23 protein-coding genes and 2 pseudogenes are annotated in these 19801 nt (G+C 57.5%); 13 read left to right on the top strand and 12 right to left on the bottom strand.

What is annotated here, in order from left to right:
* Positions 1-30: 30 nt before the first annotated feature.
* Positions 31-624, top strand: coding sequence for an SOS response-associated peptidase (locus FJ418_RS01465; protein ID WP_140863258.1), 594 nt, complete (start codon positions 31-33; stop codon positions 622-624).
* A gap of 2 nt (positions 625-626) precedes the next feature.
* Here FJ418_RS01465 and FJ418_RS01460 read toward each other — a convergent pair whose 3' ends face one another.
* Both FJ418_RS01460 and FJ418_RS01455 read right to left on the bottom strand, forming a co-directional pair.
* The gene (locus FJ418_RS01460) at positions 627-956 is read right to left on the bottom strand and encodes a hypothetical protein (protein ID WP_140863256.1); all 330 of its coding nucleotides are present in this window, start codon (positions 954-956) and stop codon (positions 627-629) included.
* A 44-nt stretch (positions 957-1000) separates the two neighbouring features.
* Positions 1001-1753 carry a hypothetical protein gene (locus tag FJ418_RS01455; protein WP_140863255.1) on the bottom strand — a complete coding sequence of 251 codons (753 nt, stop codon included), beginning with the start codon at positions 1751-1753 and terminating at the stop codon, positions 1001-1003.
* 240 nt (positions 1754-1993) lie between these two features.
* Here FJ418_RS01455 and FJ418_RS01450 point away from each other — a divergent pair, with 240 nt between their 5' ends.
* On the top strand, positions 1994-2356 hold the full coding sequence (locus tag FJ418_RS01450) for a hypothetical protein (protein WP_246682866.1): 363 nt from the start codon (positions 1994-1996) through the stop codon (positions 2354-2356).
* Between the two features lie 87 nt (positions 2357-2443).
* A complete protein-coding gene (locus FJ418_RS01445; protein WP_140863253.1) occupies positions 2444-2707 on the top strand; it encodes a hypothetical protein in 264 nt (87 codons plus the stop codon).
* A gap of 648 nt (positions 2708-3355) precedes the next feature.
* Here FJ418_RS01445 and FJ418_RS32245 read toward each other — a convergent pair.
* On the bottom strand, positions 3356-3706 hold the full coding sequence (locus FJ418_RS32245; RefSeq protein ID WP_246672458.1) for a hypothetical protein: 351 nt from the start codon (positions 3704-3706) through the stop codon (positions 3356-3358).
* A 440-nt stretch (positions 3707-4146) separates the two neighbouring features.
* On the opposite strand from FJ418_RS32245, the gene FJ418_RS01435 reads away from it, so the two are divergent.
* Positions 4147-4371 carry a hypothetical protein gene (locus FJ418_RS01435; RefSeq protein WP_140711032.1) on the top strand — a complete coding sequence of 75 codons (225 nt, stop codon included), beginning with the start codon at positions 4147-4149 and terminating at the stop codon, positions 4369-4371.
* A gap of 309 nt (positions 4372-4680) precedes the next feature.
* Here the strand turns inward: FJ418_RS01435 and FJ418_RS01430 are convergent, their stop codons facing one another.
* Positions 4681-4773 (bottom strand): DUF3606 domain-containing protein, encoded by a 93-nt coding sequence (locus tag FJ418_RS01430; protein WP_140784829.1) that lies wholly within the window; start codon positions 4771-4773, stop codon positions 4681-4683.
* A 213-nt stretch (positions 4774-4986) separates the two neighbouring features.
* Between FJ418_RS01430 and FJ418_RS32510 the strand changes: the two are divergent.
* Positions 4987-5130, top strand: a pseudogene (locus FJ418_RS32510) (DUF6471 domain-containing protein); the annotation flags it as partial.
* Positions 5131-5482: 352 nt separating this feature from the next.
* Here FJ418_RS32510 and FJ418_RS01420 read toward each other — a convergent pair.
* The 3 genes from FJ418_RS01420 to FJ418_RS32655 form a co-directional block, all read right to left on the bottom strand.
* Positions 5483-5686, bottom strand: coding sequence for a DUF3606 domain-containing protein (locus tag FJ418_RS01420; protein WP_140784831.1), 204 nt, complete (start codon positions 5684-5686; stop codon positions 5483-5485).
* Between the two features lie 33 nt (positions 5687-5719).
* Positions 5720-5905: a hypothetical protein gene (locus FJ418_RS01415; protein ID WP_140784832.1), complete on the bottom strand. Its 186-nt coding sequence runs from the start codon at positions 5903-5905 to the stop codon at positions 5720-5722.
* A 63-nt stretch (positions 5906-5968) separates the two neighbouring features.
* Positions 5969-6289: a hypothetical protein gene (locus tag FJ418_RS32655; RefSeq protein WP_348643069.1), complete on the bottom strand. Its 321-nt coding sequence runs from the start codon at positions 6287-6289 to the stop codon at positions 5969-5971.
* A 212-nt stretch (positions 6290-6501) separates the two neighbouring features.
* On the opposite strand from FJ418_RS32655, the gene FJ418_RS32650 reads away from it, so the two are divergent.
* Together FJ418_RS32650 and FJ418_RS32505 are read left to right on the top strand one after the other, a co-directional pair.
* Entirely contained in the window at positions 6502-6900 is a 399-nt protein-coding gene (locus FJ418_RS32650) for a hypothetical protein (RefSeq protein WP_348643068.1), read from the top strand.
* 83 nt (positions 6901-6983) lie between these two features.
* The gene (locus FJ418_RS32505; protein WP_264296151.1) at positions 6984-7115 is read left to right on the top strand and encodes a hypothetical protein; all 132 of its coding nucleotides are present in this window, start codon (positions 6984-6986) and stop codon (positions 7113-7115) included.
* Between the two features lie 309 nt (positions 7116-7424).
* On the opposite strand, the gene FJ418_RS01400 is transcribed toward FJ418_RS32505, so the two are convergent.
* On the bottom strand, positions 7425-8783 hold the full coding sequence (locus tag FJ418_RS01400) for a phospholipase D-like domain-containing protein (RefSeq protein ID WP_140860912.1): 1359 nt from the start codon (positions 8781-8783) through the stop codon (positions 7425-7427).
* A gap of 1732 nt (positions 8784-10515) precedes the next feature.
* Between FJ418_RS01400 and FJ418_RS01385 the strand changes: the two genes are divergently transcribed.
* Positions 10516-11127, top strand: a complete 612-nt coding sequence (locus FJ418_RS01385) for a hypothetical protein (protein WP_140863250.1) — start codon at positions 10516-10518, stop codon at positions 11125-11127.
* 475 nt (positions 11128-11602) lie between these two features.
* On the opposite strand, the gene FJ418_RS01380 is transcribed toward FJ418_RS01385, so the two are convergent.
* The 4 genes from FJ418_RS01380 to FJ418_RS01365 form a co-directional block, all read right to left on the bottom strand.
* The gene (locus tag FJ418_RS01380; protein ID WP_140645662.1) at positions 11603-12067 is read right to left on the bottom strand and encodes a hypothetical protein; all 465 of its coding nucleotides are present in this window, start codon (positions 12065-12067) and stop codon (positions 11603-11605) included.
* 180 nt (positions 12068-12247) lie between these two features.
* Positions 12248-12736: a hypothetical protein gene (locus FJ418_RS01375; RefSeq protein WP_181166804.1), complete on the bottom strand. Its 489-nt coding sequence runs from the start codon at positions 12734-12736 to the stop codon at positions 12248-12250.
* Between the two features lie 64 nt (positions 12737-12800).
* On the bottom strand, positions 12801-13655 hold the full coding sequence (locus FJ418_RS01370; RefSeq protein WP_140711037.1) for a PRC-barrel domain-containing protein: 855 nt from the start codon (positions 13653-13655) through the stop codon (positions 12801-12803).
* 702 nt (positions 13656-14357) lie between these two features.
* Entirely contained in the window at positions 14358-16064 is a 1707-nt protein-coding gene (locus FJ418_RS01365; protein ID WP_140863248.1) for a DNA polymerase/3'-5' exonuclease PolX, read from the bottom strand.
* Positions 16065-16486: 422 nt separating this feature from the next.
* On the opposite strand from FJ418_RS01365, the gene FJ418_RS01355 reads away from it, so the two are divergent.
* The 5 genes and pseudogenes from FJ418_RS01355 to FJ418_RS01335 all read left to right on the top strand — a co-directional run bounded on the left by FJ418_RS01355 (position 16487) and on the right by FJ418_RS01335 (position 19506).
* Positions 16487-16696, top strand: a complete 210-nt coding sequence (locus tag FJ418_RS01355) for an ATP-binding cassette domain-containing protein (RefSeq protein ID WP_140863246.1) — start codon at positions 16487-16489, stop codon at positions 16694-16696.
* Between the two features lie 203 nt (positions 16697-16899).
* Positions 16900-17253 (top strand): annotated as a pseudogene (locus tag FJ418_RS01350) (ABC transporter ATP-binding protein); the annotation flags it as partial.
* 85 nt (positions 17254-17338) lie between these two features.
* Positions 17339-17803: an SLATT domain-containing protein gene (locus tag FJ418_RS01345; RefSeq protein WP_140863242.1), complete on the top strand. Its 465-nt coding sequence runs from the start codon at positions 17339-17341 to the stop codon at positions 17801-17803.
* Between the two features lie 210 nt (positions 17804-18013).
* Positions 18014-18703 (top strand): hypothetical protein, encoded by a 690-nt coding sequence (locus FJ418_RS01340; RefSeq protein ID WP_140863241.1) that lies wholly within the window; start codon positions 18014-18016, stop codon positions 18701-18703.
* 263 nt (positions 18704-18966) lie between these two features.
* Positions 18967-19506 (top strand): HEPN domain-containing protein, encoded by a 540-nt coding sequence (locus FJ418_RS01335; RefSeq protein WP_140863239.1) that lies wholly within the window; start codon positions 18967-18969, stop codon positions 19504-19506.
* Positions 19507-19801: the final 295 nt, after the last annotated feature.

Below are 19801 nucleotides of genomic sequence, written 5' to 3'. Positions count from 1 at the left end.
ATCATCTTCGTCGTTTCCGCGGGAAACTCCATGTGCAACGACTACGAGCAGCACGTCGCCTGGGCAGAATATTGCCGGATGATGGAATCGCTGGCGCTGAATATCCCGACCCATCAAACCGAGCTTGATCTTCCCCAAGCTGACGACATTCGCATCAACGATCCGGCGCCGATCATGCGTGCTGCCGGGGACGGCGTTGAACTTGCGTCGATGACGTTTGGTTTTCCGCCGGCCGGCCCGAAGGGAGGGCCGGTGTTCAACTTCCGGTCCGAAGGACGTCGTTTTGCTGACAGCAAACGCTGCCTCGTGCCGGCATCGGCGTTCTTCGAGTTCACGGGCACGAAATATCCAAAAGCCAAACACCGCTTCACGTTGAACGGTGCTCCATTCCTAACCATTGCCGGGCTCTGGCGTGAGGCGGCCGGCAACAAGCCGCCCACCTTCACGATGTTGACGACCGATCCTGGGCCGGATGTCGCGCGGTATCACAATCGGCAGGTGGTCGTTCTTCAGCCTGAGAATTGGAGAGGCTGGCTCGATCTGTCGAGACCGGAAAGCGAGTTGTTGCGACCCTTGCCGGCGGGATCATTATCCGTTGAAACGGTGCGGCCAGAGCGCGCCTGAGTTCAGTTCCGCAGGATTTCCGGCACATTGAGCGGTCCAATCGCGAAGATCCGCTGATAGACGCCGTTGCGGCGCCAGGCGCCACGTGCTCGGCCATTCTCACGGTCATGCTTGGGATCGAACATGAACCCGCCGAAGTGGTCAAGGAAGGCGGCGGCGGCATCGCGATCTGCGAAACAGTGCAGTCGCCATTGCTCCTGCTTGCCGTCTTCCCAGATCGCAATCACCGATCGCGTCCGGCATGATAGCCCTTGCTCCTCGAGAAACCGTCGGATCAGCGTGAAGTTGTATACTGTGCAGATGTCGTCGGGCAGGGCGACCTGGTGCGGCATCTCGCGATCGATGACCGTTGGCGGCGGAATACTGCGATTTCGTCTCACCATGCCGGGGGCAGAAAACTGTCAGCCTGCAGGCGCATTGCCGCGAGTGTAAGTGCAATTGCCGCGTTGGCAGGAGGCTTCTCCATGTGTTGATAGCCATCTGAGCAACGCCACGCAGCCACGCTCAAATCGTCGTGCTCATCCCTGTCGCGATCCGGCTCGATGATGCGAGCATCGCATGGTTCGTGGTCGACTTCGATCGTCCATTTGGGAAGGGATTTTTTCGTGATCTCCAAAATCTGTGCCAGGTTGCCCGTGAGACAGGGGAGCTCCATTTCGGCCGCTTCTTCGGGTGTGCACGGCCCATCGATCCAGCCCATTACGCAACAGGTATCGATATCGAGTTGCCGGTCGGGACCGATGGCCGTCTCCAAGCGCTCGATGATCTCCCGGTATCGCCCCTGCCTGTCCGGCCATGTAGCAAGGTTCGCCGTCTTCACCCTCGGTTCAACTGGACCGATCCCCAAAACCCGGTGCGGGCGAACGACCTTGTCTTCGGGCCATCCCGCACAGCAAGCTTGGCAAGCGGCGCGTTCGGCCTCGTACCAGACGCTGGCTGCCGTCTCCTGTTTCTTGCTGGGCTCTGGAAAGTCAGGAAATTTCTCTTTCATCCAGGGATCGGCTGCCAGCATCCCGTTGACAGCATCTTCGTATGAAATTCCCGAGCGGGCGAAAACAGCCTCCGCGGCCGCGACGCCGCGGCACAACTCTTCCCAGGTTGCATTCTCAATCACCAGTCGAAGCGGCATTCCTGCCTCCTGTGGCTATCATGCAAGAAGTGAACAAAATAGGAACAAAACTGTCAAGCTGCCATTGACCGGCTAGGAATTTGTTCTCTATTCAAAGGGGATCAGCATTTCGGAGGAATAGGCGGTCGCCCAAGCGTCCGGCTGCGGAGCTATGGGGAAAACAGCAGAGGACAATTTCCGAATCGAGGTGTGGGATCGCGACGCCTTATCGAAACCATATCGCGATCACCGGATTTCGTCGTGTCGCAGGCCGGATGGCAGGCGGCAATTCGGCGTCGGCCGGGAATGCTGCTCATTCATCGAAACGCCAATTACGCAATGGAGAAGCTGCTCACACCTGGCGAGCCAACAGTTCCTCTCGAGACGATAGTGGACGGTAGCATCCACGCCGGTCTCGATGTGGCGCTTGGCGATCTCCGAAGCTGGCACACGCTTCGGGCCTGGTGCAAAAACTGCTCGCATCGTGCATCGGTGAAACCCGAGGCGCTCATCAAACGCTATGGCAAGGCCGCGCTGTTCAGTTCTGTGGAGCGGGCGCTTTTTTGCACAAGTTGTAATCGAGGTGGACCAGTTCGCCTCGAAATCCTGTCGCTGCCTCGATGAACGGCTTGGACAGCGACTTTCCAGGTTGAGGTTGGAACAACGGTGGCAAGCGAAGATTAGGACACCCTAACGCATGGGAGCGCGGCGATGAGGTTCGAGACAATGTGTGATCCAGCCGATGAGTGGCTGGTATATGACCGGTCGACGGATTTGCCCGCACTCCGCTACGACAGTTTGCTTATCGGGCTGTCGCGAGCGGAAGCGGAGCGCTTGGCTCATGAGGCCAATTCGCTGAAGGCCTCGGAACCAGCATATGAAGCTTTTGCTGATGAAACCGACGTCACCAGGATTCGACAATGCCCAACAATATTTCCCGACACGAAGAGCAGCGCGGCACTCGAAATGTTCTAATGTGGGGCGCTGTTGCAGCCCTGGTGATATTCGTGGTGTTGTTGGCTTTTATATTCTGGCCCGCTGTAACACCATAACCTAGGTGGACCGGCCGCGTTCGACGGCGTGACGTTCACGCCGCCGGCGCCGGGTGCTCCGCATTTTGGGATACGGAGATGCCACATACATCCCGTCATTCGGGTTACTTACCGCAACAGGGACAAATATCAGGAGCGAACGATATTGTGGTGTCGCTCTTTATCCGGCGATTTGCGATGGAGTTTCCCAAGTCGCGCTCTAACTGGTCGGCAATGTTAGCGAGGGCATTGCCCGTGATGGTGTTAGTCGCTATCTGACCGGTTCTAGCCTGCCTCGAAAACTCCCGAAGCATCTTTCGAAAACGATCAACTTGCATTATCCCATCCCTTGCAAACTAGTACAGAAGGGTACGCTAAAGCATTTCTGACACCAAGGCTATTGGCTACCTTGGAAACCATTGCTCTCTTGTTTCTCGCTGTGCGATCCGCGCTTTCGCTTGCGACGTGACTCTGATGCGCTACCGCGCTTGATCCGGCCCAGTCTTAAGCACCCCTGGAGCATTTCGTTAGAGCGCTTCGTGTCAGTGGACGCTTGCTGCTTCGGCAGCCCTAACGAATTGCCCGTGCTTTGTCATTCCTTCGCCAGCCGGCCTTCAAGCTCTTTCATAAAATGGGCTTCGTTGAGCAGCATTTCCCAATCGGTGCCGAAACGCCCAATAAGATCGTGGGCTTGCTCGTTGGAGATGTTTGCTTCTCGGGACAACCGGTCTGCCAAGAGATCAAAGGTGGCGGGATCTGCCTCGAGCAAGCTGCCATCGCGATGCTGCATCGCCGCCGCGATCACTTCGAAGACGCTGCCGACTTCCTCATAGATTTCGCTTATCGCGATGCCCTCTCGGTCCGCGGCTTCCATAGCCTGGTCGGCTAGATCGTTTATCGCGGCCGGGTCGTCGGTCACCGCATCCGGCAGATGCTCTGCCATCCATTTGTCGAAGAAATTTATCCCGCGAGTGCTCATCTCGCCATAAGCGGCAGGCGAACATTAGGTTCCGCTGATAGGAGAAGCTCCGATTTGAGCCCGCCACCGTTGAGGGACGATAGCGGGCTCTCGGGCTGTGGGCAGCCCGAAGGCAGCGCGACCGTCTGGCGAGGTGAGCTACCCGACGGACTAAGCCGGTGATGTGGCTTATGTTCCATCCCCATTGTTGCCACGGTAGGCAAACAACTCACGGTGAGCTGTGGACGGGAAACAGCCGAGGGCTGAAATACAGCCGCGTGTCATTCATCGTTCATTCATAATATCAGCGGATTCTCATAAGCGGGCATGCTGATGCTCCTCAACTGCAAACATCAGACTGTGGCAGGCCGCGGATTCGGGCGGCGGCGAAACAGGCACGGGCGGGGGGAGGAGGACTGACCAAAATGTCGAATCGAGAAATCGGAACATCCCGTTCGCTCGGAATGCGTGTCGCCGATCTCAAAGCCAGGATGCGGGACGCCCGCATCACCGAGCATGAGATCAAGACCTTCCAGAAGGTCGCGGCCATCATGGCGCGCGGAGAAGGTTCCTTACGCATCGACGCGGACGACTTGATCGCCGCGTCTTTTCTCACCGAGATGACGGTGGGCGAACCGACGCTGACCTGAGAGCACGGCCATCCCTCCCGACGTTGGCACGGCTACCCGCCGCCAGGGATGGTAAATTTCCGCCCAATCAAAGGCCCGTCGACCGATGCCGATGGGCAGCCGGGAAGTAGCCTGCCGCGCAAGGCGTGCGCGGCAGGCAGTGCGAGAACTACGGAAATTCTGCGTCGTTCCGCGCATCGCTGCCCCTTGCTGGTCAGCTGTATTGGACGTGAGACGAACGTCCCACACTGGAACTCATAAGTTCCGTCTGCGAACACATTTCAGAACTCTCCATCAGAGTGGGCTGGTCCCTTCATTGCAATTAGGGGATCACCCTAAGGCGGCGTGGGCAACCTCATAGTCTTCCTCGGCCGAAACCCGATCGCGGTCGCGGAAGTCGCGCTTGCTCTTGTAGTCTGCCATGCCTTCTCCTCCTGGTCAGCAGGAACCATGTATATTGCAAATGTTCCGATTTACCGTTTCGAACGCGTGCGGTGCTTAGATCTGTCCTGCTTTTTGAAGCCCGTCGCTCTGTAGACGCTTTCGATGATTTGAAGTACTTCGTCGCGTGGTAGCCCACATCGCCGGGCGTAAAAATCGGCCTCAAGCAGCCGCTCCTCCGAAACGCTCTCGGTAATAAGGATCGCTTTCTTCCCCATCGGATTCGCAACTACGGAACAAGAATGGGCCGAACGGGCGGCGCGTCATCTGAAGGTCGAACTAACGCGGGCCGATCTGACATATGACGAGCTGGCCGAGCGTATGAAGGCACACGGCTTCAAAGAGACAAAGGCCATCCATATGTTGCCGAAGAAAACCGCGCCGATCATGCTAGCCACCCGGTGGCATGTGGGTTTAGTTCTGTCGCCGCGCCCGTGGCGTTTGCGCCATAATACCGCAGTGCTCCTCAATCGTCGCCGCGCGGCACTCGGGATCGTTCTTCATCCGAATAGTCTGGGGCGGTGGCGGGGCTCGTCAAGCGGTGGCCAAAGGAACATTCCGCCGCCTCTGAAATTGCTCTTGCACGGCGCAGCTTCCGCCGAGACAGCGCGCCGTGTCGGAACGATAGCGACCGTTCCGGCGAGAGCCCGTCTCCTCAGGGCGGGCTCTCACGCCCTTGAGTTGTCTCGCGTCAAAGCTTTAGGGCCTTCGCCTCGCGTTCGAGGGTCTTGCGCTGGTTGCCGTGCTTCTGGATCAACTCGCGCACCTGCTGCGACGTCAACCCGACCTTCTGGGCGAAATGCTCAACCTCATAGTCTTCCTCGGCCGAAACCCGATCGCCGTCGCGGAAGTCGCGCTTTGCTCTTGTCGTCTGCCATGGCCTTCTCCTGGTCAGGAGGAATCATGTCGTATTGCCCAACGTTCCGATTTACCGTTTCGAACGCTTGCGGTGCTTAGATTTGTCCTGCTTTTTGAAGCCCGTCGCGCTGTAGGCGCTTTCGATGATTTGAAGCACTTCGTCGCGTGGTAGCCCACATCGCCGGGCGTAAAAATCGGCCTCAAGCAGCCGCTCCTCCGAAACGCTCTCGGTAATTAGGATCGCCTTCTTCCCCATCGGATATCTCCAAGGCCATGCTGGCTTATAACCGATTCTCGGGAAGACTTGTTCCAGCGAATGCTAATGGAACTGAAACTTCATCGCGTTATTGAGTGAAATCGTAGAGTTGGGGCTGTGATGCTTGAGCGCGCCGACGGCGAACGGTTGCCCATTATCCATCCAATGAAGCCCAAGCTCTTCAGGGATCCTCCGAAGGGCGACGACTGGATTCATGAGGTCAAGCAGGACGGGTACCGAACGCAGATTCTCAAGGACCGCGACGGCATCCGGCTTTTCACCAAAGGGACTATACTGGACCGGCATATTTGCCGAGTTGGCGGCCGAGGCGACCGCGATCCGAGCCGAAAACTTCATTCCTGAGGGCGAAACGATCAAGATCAATGCCGCCGGCCTCGCCGATTTCCAAGCGCTCCAAAAAGCTGTTGGCATCCGAAAAGCTCGGGACATTTACCTGGTCGCTTCGATCTTATCTATCTGAATGGCAAGGATCTCCGGAACGAGCCGGTGGAAAGGCGCCGCGATATCCTCCAGGCCTTGATCCCCGCCGGCAATCGCATCCAGTTCAGCGAAGCGATGGCGGGCCTGGCGACGCAGTGTTCCACCTGGTCGACATGGCCTGCGTCGAAGGCATGGTTTCGAAGCGGAAGGGGAGCCGCTACCGCAGCGGCCCGACCACTGACTGGCACAAGGTGAAATGCTTCCAGCTGAAGACGGTAGACATCATGGGCCACCAGCGCGATCCTGGGCAAGCCGCGCGCGTGCTGATGGCCGACAAGGGCCGGTACGTCGGGACCGCTGTCGTCAACTTCAAGCTCGACCGGCGGCAGCGGCTTTGGGACCAGGTGCAGGGCCTGACCGGCGCGCCGCCGCCGAAGGGGCTGGCGAAGGAAAAGGCCGAGTGGCTGCGGCCCGAGCTCGTCGGACGAGTGAAGTTCCTGAAGGGCGAGGAGATGCTGCGCCTCGTCTCGCTGAAGGATTTCAAGGAAACGTAGGCGTGCCGGCGCTGCTCCCTCGGAGCGGAACATTAGGCTTGTCTAACGGTTCCGATCCTAGTGCGTTTTCCGAGGATAGAGCGATGGCCGTGCTAGCGTTTGATTTCGTCTATTTCTGCCAACTGACAGGGGCCGATCTCTTAGGCGGTATCGTCTGCCTGTTGGCGTTCCTCATGCTCTACAACGTCATGGCGGAAGACCGTCCAAATCGGTAGGCTGAGCGGCGCTCCAGTCCTCACAAGGCTTGTCGATGCGCGGTGTTTTTCTCTTCGGCGGCACGTGGCTTGTGAAGAGGCGCACGGCATGGACTTTGAAGGTGATCCCCAGATCATTCCCGTCTGAGTGGATCAGCTTTCTACAGAGCATTGCCGCAGCGCTCGACAAGCACCTAACAAGCTTCAACGAAAGCAGACATCACCCGATCAGCCGATAGCGACCGCTCCCGCCAGATTCCTTCGCATCTCCTGGCCTCCAGCCGACGACCACCTTCCGACGGTCTTACCCGATCGGGCGGCGATCGCGTGCTAAAGCTGGGAATGCAGTCTGCTAGCCATCCAATCCGTCACCCTTTCAGTCCAGGGGCGGGCTTGCCATTCCTCGAGACTGATCTGCTTAGACCGTGCTAGGTCCCGGTTGAACAGATCGATTTGGGTTTGTCCAAAGTCCTTGCCATAGATATTCAGATTGGCCTCATCGTTAAGACCAAGGGATCGCTCATCAAGGTTGGCGGAACCGAAGCTCGCCCAGACGTCGTCGACGATCAGCAGCTTAGGATGGTACATCGTGGGCTGGAACTCATAAATCCGCACGCCCGCCTTGAGTAATTCGCCCCAGAAGTAGCGCGAGCCCTTTCGAACGATAGGAACATCCGTCAGCGAGTTGGGGACGATGATATCGACGATCACGCTCCTTTTTCGGGCATCCAGTATCTGCTGCAGGGCGATGTCGTCCGGAACGAAATAAGCCATTCCGATCCGCAAGTGATCCTTGGCAGCAGCCATCGCAGCCAACATCATCAGCTCCATGTCTTCGGAGCCATTTGGTTGCGAAGACAAGATAAGTTGAGCGCTCAGGTTCCCCGCAGCTGCGAGCGGCGGGTAGAACTTCTCGCCCTGCAACGGCTCGCCCGCGGTCTCCAGCCAGTTTTCGGCGAATGCCGCCTGGAATGCGGCTGCGGCACGTCCCTCGATGCGGTAGTGCGTGTCACGCCACTCTGTCGGATTGCGAGCGTCTCCGAGCCAATTGTCCGCAATGCCGACACCGCCGGTGAACGCTATCCGACCGTCGACGATGAGCAGTTTGCGATGCGTTCGGTTGTTCACGCGATCCAGGGTATACCAGTAGATGGGCCGGTAGCGCTGGAACCGCACTCCAGCACTCGTCATGATGTGGATCAGTTCTTCATCGAAGGGGAGACTGCCGACCCAGTCGACGAGCACACGAACCTCGACGCCTTCTCGGGCTTTCGCCGCCAAGGCCGCGGCGAACTCGTAGCCCACCTTTCCCGACCAATAGATGTAGGTTTCCATGTTGATGGTCGAACGCGCAGTGCGGATGGCTTCCAGCATTGCTGGAAAGATCTCATCGCCATTGACCAGCGTCTGCACCGCGTTGGCGTCGAACATTTGTCCCTGGGAATAGCTGGTCATGCTCCTCGCGAATTGAGGATCGGCTGCGTCAAAACGGTGGGGAACGATTGCGCGGATACTCCGGGAATCGGGGATCAAGTTCATCACGATCACAGTGATCGAACTCACGACAATCGCGATGGCAACATACTTAAGTACGTTGAACCAACGACCGATCTTTCCTCTGAGTACGGTCGGCTTTTCCCGAGTCAAACCCTTACACCCCGTGCCGCCCGCGCTGTGGATGGTGGCCATGTGCAACACAAGAACTTCGAGTGCGACGGGAGGTTCCGAGCTGCGGACGAGGGCCGCTATCCTTTGCGCCCGCGCAATTCACCACACATGAATGCTGCAGCGGCGGAAGCGGTCCGACCGCTTGCGGCCGACAACAGACATGGCCGCTTTGCGCCGCAAAGCGGTCGTCAACACGAGCTTTTCCCTCACCTGAAAGCGGATGGTCAAATTGGACCGGCGTAATGTCCGTCGCCGACCTGCCGTCGCCAATGTTCGATTCTGACGGACTTGGCCATAGTCGTGGCAGGTGTGATCAAGAGCTACGAAGTCAACGCATAGCAGTAATAAAAGAACAAAGATGTTTGGGTCAGATGACTAAAAGCTCTGATCCAGAACATTGATTGTGGCGGCTTATAGATGGTCTATTTCTTGGTAAAAGGCCGCGAACTCCAATTTTGTTGAGTGTTTTCGTTGTCATTAGCTATATGAATATCAACCATTAGAAAGGGTTGGATTGACAAAATCCACACCATAGCTGGTTGTCAGCAGTACTGACTTGAATTCGTATCACGGTGGCGTGGGATGGTGGGCGGGGAACCGGACGACGTGCGGGTGAAATCTGCCGGCACTGAGTGGGTAGTCCGCGTCGTCGAAAAGGGGACCGCAACCATTCACCTGTTCGAGGTTCAGACCTCAGCGGAAGCCTTCGCCGATGTCGAAAGGAGCAGGCTGGGTTTGCCCGCACAGCCACCGATTGACAATGGGTACTAATCGGCTCGACCATTCGTAAAGTCGAGGCCGACTGCTCGGCCACGTTGCTGCATGATGCTCACAAGGGAGGGGGTATGGTGGCGGGGGGACGTGCAGGGCCAAATATTTGGGGTACACCATATGAGAAAGTTTCGATAACCTAAATGAAGACTACTCTCTGATGTTATTGATAAGTTGAAAGAAGATAAAATGAATGACCCGCCTGAAGTGCAAGCTTCGTTGTTGAGGATGTTCTGGAACTCACCGATTATTCCGAGTATGGAGCTGTAGTTACCATAGTCGACGTAGGAGGGAGACGTGTTCGCCTTCATGTCAGCATCATCAGAGGTGAACTGCTTTGCGAGCGGATTGCTGACGCGCTGGAGTGCCGGTACGGGACATAAACCTTCGAACACCGAGCGAATGCCCCCGATCATTGAATATCCGGATGCGAGTTCAATGGCAAAACAGCGTCCCGGAGACGATCTGTGCTTGCAGGACTTGGCAGACGCGGCGGAGTCCGGCGCCGATAAGGCGCCCGGAGCTGCTATTGGTCGGTCTCGGCTCTGACACTTAGCCGAACACCACCTTGTGCTCATGCTCGTTCTTGGCAGTTCCCGCCGTTTCGAAACGCACCCCAAAATGGCTGCTTATGGCGCGACCCGGACCGTACTGCGTTGGACGCATCGGTCCGCTCTTCAGCACGTTCCCCAAACGGACAGTCAGTTGTCGGCCCCATTCCGGTCGAAGCAGGGAAACCGATGCATTGAATCAGCTTTGCCGCTGACGCGCACATCATTTGGGGATGCGGATCTCAGGCGGAATTTCCCCTTATCGTCAATGTCCAATTCCGGGCCGGGCTCCTTTGCAACCAAAACCTCACGGGCACGTTGTGTTTCGGTCCGCAATCAGGAGGAGGATGCCGTGAACGGAATAATCTATCTTGTTGGCCTCGTCGTGATCGTTTTGTTCATTCTATCATTTTTTGGACTTCGGTAAGATCATGGCCAAAATAGCCCCCACGGAAAGCGCTGCAGTGACCCCAAAAGCGGCTACATCGTCCTATCTTGAGTGGGGAGGCATATTTGGCGGGGGTGTCATCGCTTGCGCCATTTCGGTGGGTCTTCTGCAATTCGGGTCGAGCGCTGGTTTGGCGCTGGGTTCTCCGACTCTTCCCAACGGTGGCGCCTCCTGGAATGTGCTGGTGGCCGGGCTGTGGGTAGTTATCGTTGCTATAGCAAGTTCCGCAGCCGGCGGTTATGTAGCTGGACGGATGCGCACGCGCTGGGAAGATAGCAACCAAAGTGAAAGCGAATTCCGCGACGGCATACACGGCATCGCAGTCTGGGCCCTAGCGACACTTGGAGCAGCGTTTTTCTTGGCAATGATTGGTGGGCACGGCGCAGCCGCCGTGGTCAATCGCCCCGACGCGCAACTCAACGAAAGCACGGTGCGCCTTTCAGCCCACATAACTGCCATTTTTAGCTTTGCGACTGCTGCAGGCTCCGCGCTTGGCGCTGCGGCAGCATGGTTTGCAGCGATTGCCGGGGGTGAACACCGCGATGAGGGGATCGCTTTTCACCACGTCGTACCGGTTTTCTTGCGCAAGCGTTAGTGCAAAACAATGCACTCGCCCGGCCGGCAAAGCCAACCGCAGCTGTTCCAAGGTCATAGAGAGTGTCTACTTGTCGCCAAACTTGGCCAATACCGGACGGGCTGAAAACGGTCCCGGAGCCGACGATATCATCCCGGTCTGTTTCTCCGACGTCCTTCCAAAGACCCTCGCCGGCGCCTGGAGATAGGCCGTCACGCCATCGAAGCGGGTCGCTAGTCCTTCTTTCAGACGATCGAAATCCCTTCCGGGGAAGAGTTGACCTTGGTGTAACAGCATTTGGACGAGGTACATAGTAATCACCGCTATGCTGCGGATCTGAGGAGGTTGCTTTCGAGGAGAGTGATCTTCGACTAGCCTGACGAGGCAAAAGGAATACGGGCGGCGCTCGCCCGTATTCTCACAGTTAGCGATCTCAGGCCAAATGCATGTGCTTGGACTTTCGCTCGCCGCCTTTTTCAGCTTCTTGAGGCGTCTCCTACTCCCTCGCATGAGTTAAAATGCGAAATACCGGCCAATGGGCAATCGCTTCACGCAATCTGCTGAAAAGCTTGCCTTCCTTGTCGCCGGCAGATCGGACCTGAACGGCAGCCCATCCGGCCTTCATGGTCCCGCCGACGTGGCAGTGGCAAACAATCGCGTGCAGTTGCCAATCCGTTAGCTCGAAGAAGCGTTTCGATTCGCCATAGGTATCGTTCTTCAGTCCTTGCGCGCGCAATATTGGATCGGCGAAAGCGATGCTGAGCGCGGAGTCCAGGGACCGCGCCTTGTCACGCACGTCCAGGGTCATGTATTCCGTCCCGGGGAAAGCGGCGAGGCACCGCTCGGGATTTCGCTCGAGCAGCATGGCCCAATGTTCCAAACGCTGACGCCGCGCCATAGTCGGAAAGGATACTTCGACTTCCGCGACCTCATGCAGTTCTTCAAGTGTCTGATGTTTCATGGCCGTCTCCTGTTGGCGAGGCGCTCTGCCTGCAGAATGCACAGGGCGGAATGGGCCTCGGTCGTCCCTATGCAGGCGAACCAGCAGTCCGTCGGGAAGTTCCATTGGCCAGGAAATTTGACAGTGTGCCTGCTTCAATTTCCCGCTGTCTCTGTGCCTTGGACCATCCCGTGCAACGAGCTACTGCGATGCTTCGACCAGCCGTTGGAGCAATGGGTAATCCTTCAGGTCCTTGTAAGGCGTGAGATCTAACTCCCATGGCACGCAGCGAAGCTGTTCCTCATCGATCGCTTTCTCGTGCCCCTTGATGACGCTTTGGTAGTGCCGCCAGGTCAGGCCAGCCCCTCTCACCGCATCTCTTTCAATGCGCGAGGCAATTTGATGGGCGTGCAGATAATGAAGCCGCAACTCGTCCAAGAGAGCTTTTTCAACAATTTCGTGGCACACCAGAAATGGTTCGAGCCGCACGTCCTTGCCTCTCCACCTGATGGTGCGCGGCAGATGTCGGTCGATGTAAATCGTCGTTGCATCCCTGCTGTACCCAGCAATGTAGGGAATATCGAACTCGTGGCTGATCCTAACTCGTCGATGAAGCGCAGAAACGACATCAGACAGAACGAGGTCGCTAATATCTTCAGAGCTATGACGGACCTCGTCGGCTAATTTCAAGTCCGCTCCCGCGTTTTCCAGTCTAAGCGCCCGCCACACGGGCGAGCGCTTAGCGATGATTTTTTTATTTGTTGACGATGATGCGCTGCTTGTCCCGGTTTTGGGCGTAAGTGGCCTTGTCGTAGGCAGTCTGCGCCTCCAGCTGGTCCTTGGTGAAGTTCGTATAGAGGTAACGGTTGCCGTTCTTGTCGGTCATGAACTTGAGGTTCTCCATACCGACGGCGACCTTCTTTTCGCCAATGCCCAGAAAGCCCCCTACATCAACGATTATTGTGTCGACCTTCTTGTCACCAGTCAGGATGACGTCGCCAATCTCGCCGACCTTCGCATCATCTGCGCCATAGACGTTGGTTCCGATCAGATTTGCCGCACTGATTTTGTCTGACGGCATTTCGGTCAAGGTCGACTTGTCAATCGAGGCCGTCGCAGTGGTATCGGTTTTGCCATTGGCCGCCTGGCTGTCGGCCGTGCTGTTGGTGGGTGGGGACGTCGACGCTGCCGCGGTATCATAAGCCTTCGTATCGAAATTAGGTTGAGCTTTGAGCTCATCCTTCGTCGTCTTCGCGACTAACCAGCGATCGCCCTTCTTGTTGACCCATTCAAGCTTGCTGAAATCATAGGCCACATTCTTTTCCCCCACGCCAAGGAACCCGCCGACGCCAATGACGACAAGTTTGGCGTTCCCGTCCTTGTCGAGGACGATGTCATTAACATCGCCGATTTTCGCAGCGTCATCAGCGGTGCTGTCATAGACCGCGGCTCCCATGATCTTGGAGACGAGCTTGCCATCAGTGACCGGGGCAACAACCTCCGTCTGGATAGCGGGCTTGCTGGTATTTGCGGCGTGGGCACCCGCCGTGCAGAGCGCCGTCGACATGAGAGCAGCCGTCGCGGCCGTAACTAGTATCTTGCGGATCATTGGTGAAATTCCTCCTGTTGCCTGGTCGATTGACGTCGGGATCTGCCAACGTCAGTTCATCCAACGAAAGGAACCGCCTTACGTTCCGGGAGGGGCCAATGGTCGCAACCGGCCCCAGACCGAAGGCTCACGCAGAAATAGGCGCGCGGCTATTCCTGCGGCCGGTGCAATCCCATGGCCCGCCGGCAGCATAGTCTTCTTGAGGGTTTTTCAAGCGGTGGCCTTCCGCGAGCTGGCTCTCAATTGACATCCGAGCGCCACTCTGACCTTGCCCTGATGGATAGTTCGCCAGCACGGTCCCAGCCGGACAAGACGCGCCTTTATTAGCGTTCACTCATTCCAGAACGCCAGGATTTCCAGTTCGGCTTGGAGCCGATGCACCGAACCGCATCGATCTGATTGACAAGCGCGGCCGTTTACGAGCTTTCGACCTTGCACGGGTTTACCTCCCCCAACGAAGACAATCCCGAACTTGGTCCACGGGGAAAGTTCCTCGGCATCCAAAACGTAAAACGCCGGTCTAAACGCTGAGAGGCAGAGGGTCTCTGCATGTTCTCACTTGACCTGCGAAGGGCATGTTGACCGCCACAGGAAAGAGTGCGTTATGAGGTTCCTTGCTGGCGTTGACGGCGCGCTAGGGAACCATACCGGCGGCGGCCCGTCCGAGACCCGTTGCCTGTTCTGCCGACAGGAACTCGAGCCTCATGCGATAGCTTTCCGCGCAGGCGAGCGGCGCTTGCCGCCGGTCTTGGACGTGCACTTGCGCTTTGAAAGGTGCGCAAGCAGAGCCGCCAAACCCATCGCATTGAGAACGCGCGTCCTGGGGACACCTCCCTTGCGGGCCATCTCGACACCCCAATGCATGTGGTCGAGTTCGCGGATTGAATGAGCGTCCGGATTGATGCTGAAGATGCAGCCGTAGTCGAGTGCCTTTTGATGCCACCGCCAGTCGAGATCGAGCCGCCACGGATGCGCGTTGATTTCGACAGCGACGCCATATCTCGCGCACGCTCTGAGGACCTTGTCGATGTCAAGCTCATAGCCGGGGCGACGCAACAACTGGCGACCGGTCATGTGCCCGATGATTGTCGTCAGAGGGTTCGCGATTGCCTGGATGATACGATCCGTTTGCTCTTGCTTAGGCAACTTGAAGCGGCTGTGCACGCTCGCCACAACAAAATCAAACTGCTTCAAGACGTGATCCGGATAGTCAAGCGAGCCGTCGGCTAGGATGTCTGCCTCGATGCCCTTCAGGATATGGAATTCTCCACCGTAGTTCGTGTTCAACCGATCGGCTTCGCGGTGCTGTTCGGCAACCTCCTGCGATGAGAGCCCACCCGCGTAGTGGGCCGACTGTGAATGGTCGGCGACACCATAGTACTCGAACCCACGCTTGCGGGTCGCTTCAGCCATTGCCTCAAGCGTCTCGGTGCCATCGGATGCGGTCGTGTGAGAATGCAGGATGCCATGCAGATCTTCATCCCGGACGAGAGTAGGGAGGTGCCGCCTCGCTGCCTCCTCAATCTCGTCCCTGCCTTCGCGTAGTTCGGGTTCAATGAACTGCAGGTCCAACGCTTCGTAGATTTCCTCCTCTGTCGCTGATGCGATCAGCTTTTTCCCGCGGTAGAGCCCATCGGGTCTGAGGGCGAACCCCCTCTCGGTCGCATACATCTTCAACTGCTCAAGATGGGCCGCCGAACCGGTTGCTTCGAGTAAGCTCGCGCCAAAGTGCTTCTTGTCCGTGACGACAAGCCTGAGGGTGGACTGCTCGATTTCGATCGGCTGCTTTCCCAGCGCTACCAGCGCGAGATCGGCAACAAGTTCGCAACCGCGCCGGAAATCACCGGCGATTTCCACGCGCGAAAACTCCGGATGCTCTTGCTTCACGGATACAACTGCATGCTCGAGGAGAGCGGCGGCCTTATGCAGGTGAAGCTGTGTTTCGCCGCTTCGCGCTATAGCCAGGTTCTGCAGAATCTTTGTCTGAAGCGAAGCACCGAGGCCTTTAAGTGGCCGGATGCGATCTGCCGTTGCTGCGGCTTCGAGCTCAGCCAACGAGTTCACGCCGAGCGCCCGATGAAGTTTCAGGATCTTGTCGGGCCGAAGCCCAGGCACGGCAAAAAGCTCCATCACACCTGCTGGCACCTCCTCGCGCAGCTTCTCAAGGCGTGGATGCGTGCCCGTTTCATAGAGCTTGCGCACAATGTCTGCGATTGCGTCACCGATTCCCGGGATCCTGGTGAGGGCGCCTGCGGCGATGAGCCGATCGAGCGGCTGCGACAACGCAGCCAGACTATCGGCCGCGCGCAAGTAAGCCTTGGTGCGATAGGGATTGTCCCCGCGCAGTGACGTGCGATGTGCATATTCCCTTAAGAGGCTGGCGACTGTCCGCGGATCGGTTCTTGCCATGGTCGAGGCAAACGGGGCCAATCTACGCAGGTTCCATTCAGGCCAAGGCAGCGACGCCCCTAATCCAGTCTTGCTGCCTTTCGCGGAATGGGGCTACAGATCCGGCAACGATTGGTCAGCTCGGCCCCACCCCGCCAGGGATTTGCGGACTGCGCGTTTTTTCAATTCAGCAGCGTCGCCGACATGGAAATGCGAGGGCGCATCTATCGTCTTCATCTCCGCCCAGGTGATCGGCGCCGCGATCGGAGCGCCCGGTCGGACCTTGCGCTGTACGGCATGATCGCGGTCGCCCCACGCTAGTTACGCAAATAGTCCTCAAAGATGCGCCCCTTGCGGCGCGCCTTCGGCAACGCGGCCGTAAGGTGAGAGGGATCGCTCGGAAACGCGGCGCATGGCGCCCGCTGCTTTCGGCTGGTGACGCCATGACCGATTCGATCGCGGTTCATGATGCGCGGTTGCGCTTCGGCCAGACGGTGGCGTTGGACGGCGTCTCGATTTCGATCCCGCCGGGTACATGCTTCGGCATCGTCGGCGAATCCGGATCCGGCAAGACGACGCTGATGCGTGCCGTGCTCGGCCAGCAGCGACTGGACGCTGGCGAAATCCGCATCCTTGACACGCCGTTGCAGTAGGGGCGTGCCGCGCTCAAGCAGCGCGCCCTCATTGTCCAACCGATCTTCCAGGATCCAGCCGCCTCGTTGTCGCCACGCAGCCGCATCCGCACACTGATGAACGAGGTCGGCACTGTGTTGAAAGAACCGCATGCGGCAACGCATGAGCGTCTGCTTGTCATCCTGAAGCGACTCGGCCTGCCGGACAGTATCATCGACAATATCCGCATGAAATCAGCGGCGGGCAGGCGAGGCGGGTGGCGATAGCGCGCGCCCTTTTTATGAAGCCCTCCATCCTGATCGCGGACGAGCCGACCGCCGGCCTTGACGTTTCCGTCCAGGGCGACCTGCTCAACCTCTTGCAGGACATCAGGCGCGTGCAGAACATCACGCTTGTCGTCATCAGCCACAATCTGGCAGTGGTACGGCTGATCGCCGAGAACGCCGTCGTGATGCGGGCCGGCAGGGTAGTGGACATCGGCGAGGCCGCGTCTCTGTTCCAGTCGCCGCGCGATGCCTATACCCGAGAACTGCTGGCAGCGTGGCCGAGTGTCCATCCTTTAGGTCGGTCTGGGTGAGCCGCCGCTGGTTGGCGACATTGCTTGAAAATTCAACGGATAGCGCAGTTGCGCCTGCTGGACGCCGCCTTCGCTGCACACAGAGATGGTTCTTGCAGCCGAGCGCGGCAGGTCCGATCGCACGCGGGCGATGTCATTGGAGGATCGCAAATCGTTCTATGACAAACACAGGATCCATGAACAGCGCAACTGGTACGCAAAGAAGGCGGGTTCCAATAAGACCGCCAGTCGAAACTGGATGGTTGCGGGAGGCATCGCCTATTCGATAGCCATCCTTCTTGTCTTGTTGAGGATTGCATATCCCCATCACGAGCTATGGCCTATCGAGGCGATCATCGTCATTGCCTCTAGCATCGTTGGATGGACACAGGTCAAGAAGTTCAATGAGCTCGCTTCATCTTATACGCTGACGGCCCATGAGATAGGAATTATCGTCGGCAGAATCGGCGAGGTTTCGACCGAGGCCGAGTTCTCAAGTTTTGTAAATGAGGCGGAACAGGCTTTTTCACGGGAGCACACGCAATGGGTGGCCCGGCAACAATCAGTTTAATTCGCCCGGCAGAGCCATCCTGCGGGTGCTTGAAGACCAACCGCATCGAAACACTCGATCGCCGTCGCCTTCTCGGTACTTGCTCACATCTATTCGCGCTGACCCTGGTTCCCGTGGGGATTAAAACTAAGGTTCAGAACTTCACCCGGCGACGAAAATGTTCCGGCCGCTAGCCGTCCCCGCGCTGGTGAAAATAGTGGAAGGGACCAGATGAAGAAGAAGTGGGTCGATGGTTTCAGGGGGCTCGGAAAATTCGCCCTTCCATCGCAAAAGGACATCTATGGCGAGGTCGTGCTTGACGGTAACGACTCAACACTGGTGCTGCTGGATGTCGACCATGGTGGCTATGGTCTGGAGGACCCAACCGTACATGGCCTAATCGACCAGACTGTGCGGCTTTCCCTTTTCGACTGCATTCCAATGCGGGCTACCCGCAGCGTCGATTCACAGGGGCCATCCAAATATCGGCTCGAAATATTCCCGCATCACATACTCTTTGGGGAAACACACGTCGGCGACAACGACGCATTGTTCACCTCAATATCGTTCGTTCTGACCGATGCCATAAACCTGTTTTACGATTTCGACGCCTTCGGGACTGTAGTCCACCCTGACGGGCTCATCGATCCCATATTGGCTGCCCAATCAAATATCAGCGGCCGAGAAATCACCAAAGGCGAACATCCCGAAATTGCATACTTCACAGGCCGACACACCATCATTGAAGTTCTGACCGACATCGGACAAATCTCCGCACAGAACCTGCCGTCGATGTCCGTTGGGGGACCGCAAGGGAGCGGGTTTGTGAACAGCATTTGGGTTGAGATAGCGTTCGCGTCGGCCCGAACTTTCAGCGACGTCCTCGAATCGGCTTACGCCTTGAACCCTTTTTCTCAATGATAGCGGGTAGACCTCAGCGAATGGAGGAAATGCGATTGCTCGCGCCTTCTTCCACTCTTGATGGCCCACCTAGGATCTTTGAGGTGTACAGCACGATGAAACCCCATGTTCGGTTTCCGGGCAGCCCGCCGCATCCGGCTGACTTGCCCATAGACCCCGTCCGAAGACCTGAAGAATATTCTAACGTTTTGACCGATTGGTTAAAACGTGCGCCTAGTTGGATGGATGCACGCTCGCGATACTCGAATTCGCTGCGAACGCAGGTGTTCGATATCGATCGTCTTGTAGGCTCGGCGAATATGTTCGATATTCTTCCGGGCTCGGCAGTGCCCAAGGACATCGAATTGTCCGAGGATTTGATTGCAGCCCGAGATCAGAGCAGGCATATCTTCAGCAAGCTGCCAGATAGCGCGGAACGCAGCAGCATTCTCAACGCCCTGGGTCGGCTAGGCAAAAGCGCCCTCAAGCATAAAGTTCGCTGGCGTGCCGCACCAATTATAGAAGCGTTGGGTGGCAAGTTCCCGGACCTAAACTGGGTCCTGGATGAGGCCGTGAACTGTAGAAATCACTACGTTCACGGCACGCCAAGCAAGGTCAACTATGCTGCCAACTTCCAAGACTCTGCAGGGTTTTTCACGAAGTCGCTGGAATTCGTATTTGCTGTCTCGGACCTGATCGAGGCAGGATGGGATGTTAAGGCGTGGGCGGCACGCAGTTCGTCCCTGACGCATCCGTTTTTCGAATACAAGCATAGCTACAAGGCCAATCTAGCGGCAGCCAAGGCTTTATTCGCAAAGATTTAGAAGGGCCACCGAGCCAGCGCCACGACGACACCGGCGAACAGAGTGAAGGCGAGCCAGGCGATCATGCGGCGTCGTCCGGCTTGCCCCTGGCACGCCTCTGGATCGCATACCTCTACTGCTTTGTTAGTCCCCATTCGTCCGCTTTAGCCTCAGTGTTGCGGGTCTATTTGGCCGGGGCTGCGGGTCCCCGCAACCAATTTTATCATAATCAATAACCGTCCCGGTCTAACCGGGGCGGTTTTTGCGTTTGAGGCGGGCGCCGACTTTTTGACCTCCGGCTGACGGGTAGTGGCAC

This window comes from Mesorhizobium sp. B2-8-3, assembly GCF_006440815.1.
Taxonomy (GTDB): Bacteria; Pseudomonadota; Alphaproteobacteria; order Rhizobiales; family Rhizobiaceae; genus Mesorhizobium.
Note: the sequence above shows the minus strand (reverse complement) of the source record. Positions and strands in the feature narration are given on the sequence as shown.

What these genes read in the sequence shown, in the direction of transcription:
- FJ418_RS01465 (WP_140863258.1), top strand. Translation starts at nt 31, where the DNA reads ATGTGCAACGACTACGAGCAGCACGTCGCCTGGGCAGAATATTGCCGG.
- FJ418_RS01460 (WP_140863256.1), bottom strand. Translation starts at nt 956, where the DNA reads ATGCCGCACCAGGTCGCCCTGCCCGACGACATCTGCACAGTATACAAC.
- FJ418_RS01455 (WP_140863255.1), bottom strand. Translation starts at nt 1,753, where the DNA reads ATGCCGCTTCGACTGGTGATTGAGAATGCAACCTGGGAAGAGTTGTGC.
- FJ418_RS01445 (WP_140863253.1), top strand. Translation starts at nt 2,444, where the DNA reads ATGAGGTTCGAGACAATGTGTGATCCAGCCGATGAGTGGCTGGTATAT.
- FJ418_RS32245 (WP_246672458.1), bottom strand. Translation starts at nt 3,706, where the DNA reads ATGGCAGAGCATCTGCCGGATGCGGTGACCGACGACCCGGCCGCGATA.
- FJ418_RS01435 (WP_140711032.1), top strand. Translation starts at nt 4,147, where the DNA reads ATGTCGAATCGAGAAATCGGAACATCCCGTTCGCTCGGAATGCGTGTC.
- FJ418_RS01430 (WP_140784829.1), bottom strand. Translation starts at nt 4,773, where the DNA reads ATGGCAGACTACAAGAGCAAGCGCGACTTCCGCGACCGCGATCGGGTT.
- FJ418_RS01415 (WP_140784832.1), bottom strand. Translation starts at nt 5,905, where the DNA reads ATGGGGAAGAAGGCGATCCTAATTACCGAGAGCGTTTCGGAGGAGCGG.
- FJ418_RS32505 (WP_264296151.1), top strand. Translation starts at nt 6,984, where the DNA reads ATGGCCGTGCTAGCGTTTGATTTCGTCTATTTCTGCCAACTGACAGGG.
- FJ418_RS01400 (WP_140860912.1), bottom strand. Translation starts at nt 8,783, where the DNA reads ATGGCCACCATCCACAGCGCGGGCGGCACGGGGTGTAAGGGTTTGACT.
- FJ418_RS01385 (WP_140863250.1), top strand. Translation starts at nt 10,516, where the DNA reads ATGGCCAAAATAGCCCCCACGGAAAGCGCTGCAGTGACCCCAAAAGCG.
- FJ418_RS01380 (WP_140645662.1), bottom strand. Translation starts at nt 12,067, where the DNA reads ATGAAACATCAGACACTTGAAGAACTGCATGAGGTCGCGGAAGTCGAA.
- FJ418_RS01370 (WP_140711037.1), bottom strand. Translation starts at nt 13,655, where the DNA reads ATGATCCGCAAGATACTAGTTACGGCCGCGACGGCTGCTCTCATGTCG.
- FJ418_RS01365 (WP_140863248.1), bottom strand. Translation starts at nt 16,064, where the DNA reads ATGGCAAGAACCGATCCGCGGACAGTCGCCAGCCTCTTAAGGGAATAT.
- FJ418_RS01355 (WP_140863246.1), top strand. Translation starts at nt 16,487, where the DNA reads ATGACCGATTCGATCGCGGTTCATGATGCGCGGTTGCGCTTCGGCCAG.
- FJ418_RS01345 (WP_140863242.1), top strand. Translation starts at nt 17,339, where the DNA reads ATGGTTCTTGCAGCCGAGCGCGGCAGGTCCGATCGCACGCGGGCGATG.
- FJ418_RS01340 (WP_140863241.1), top strand. Translation starts at nt 18,014, where the DNA reads ATGAAGAAGAAGTGGGTCGATGGTTTCAGGGGGCTCGGAAAATTCGCC.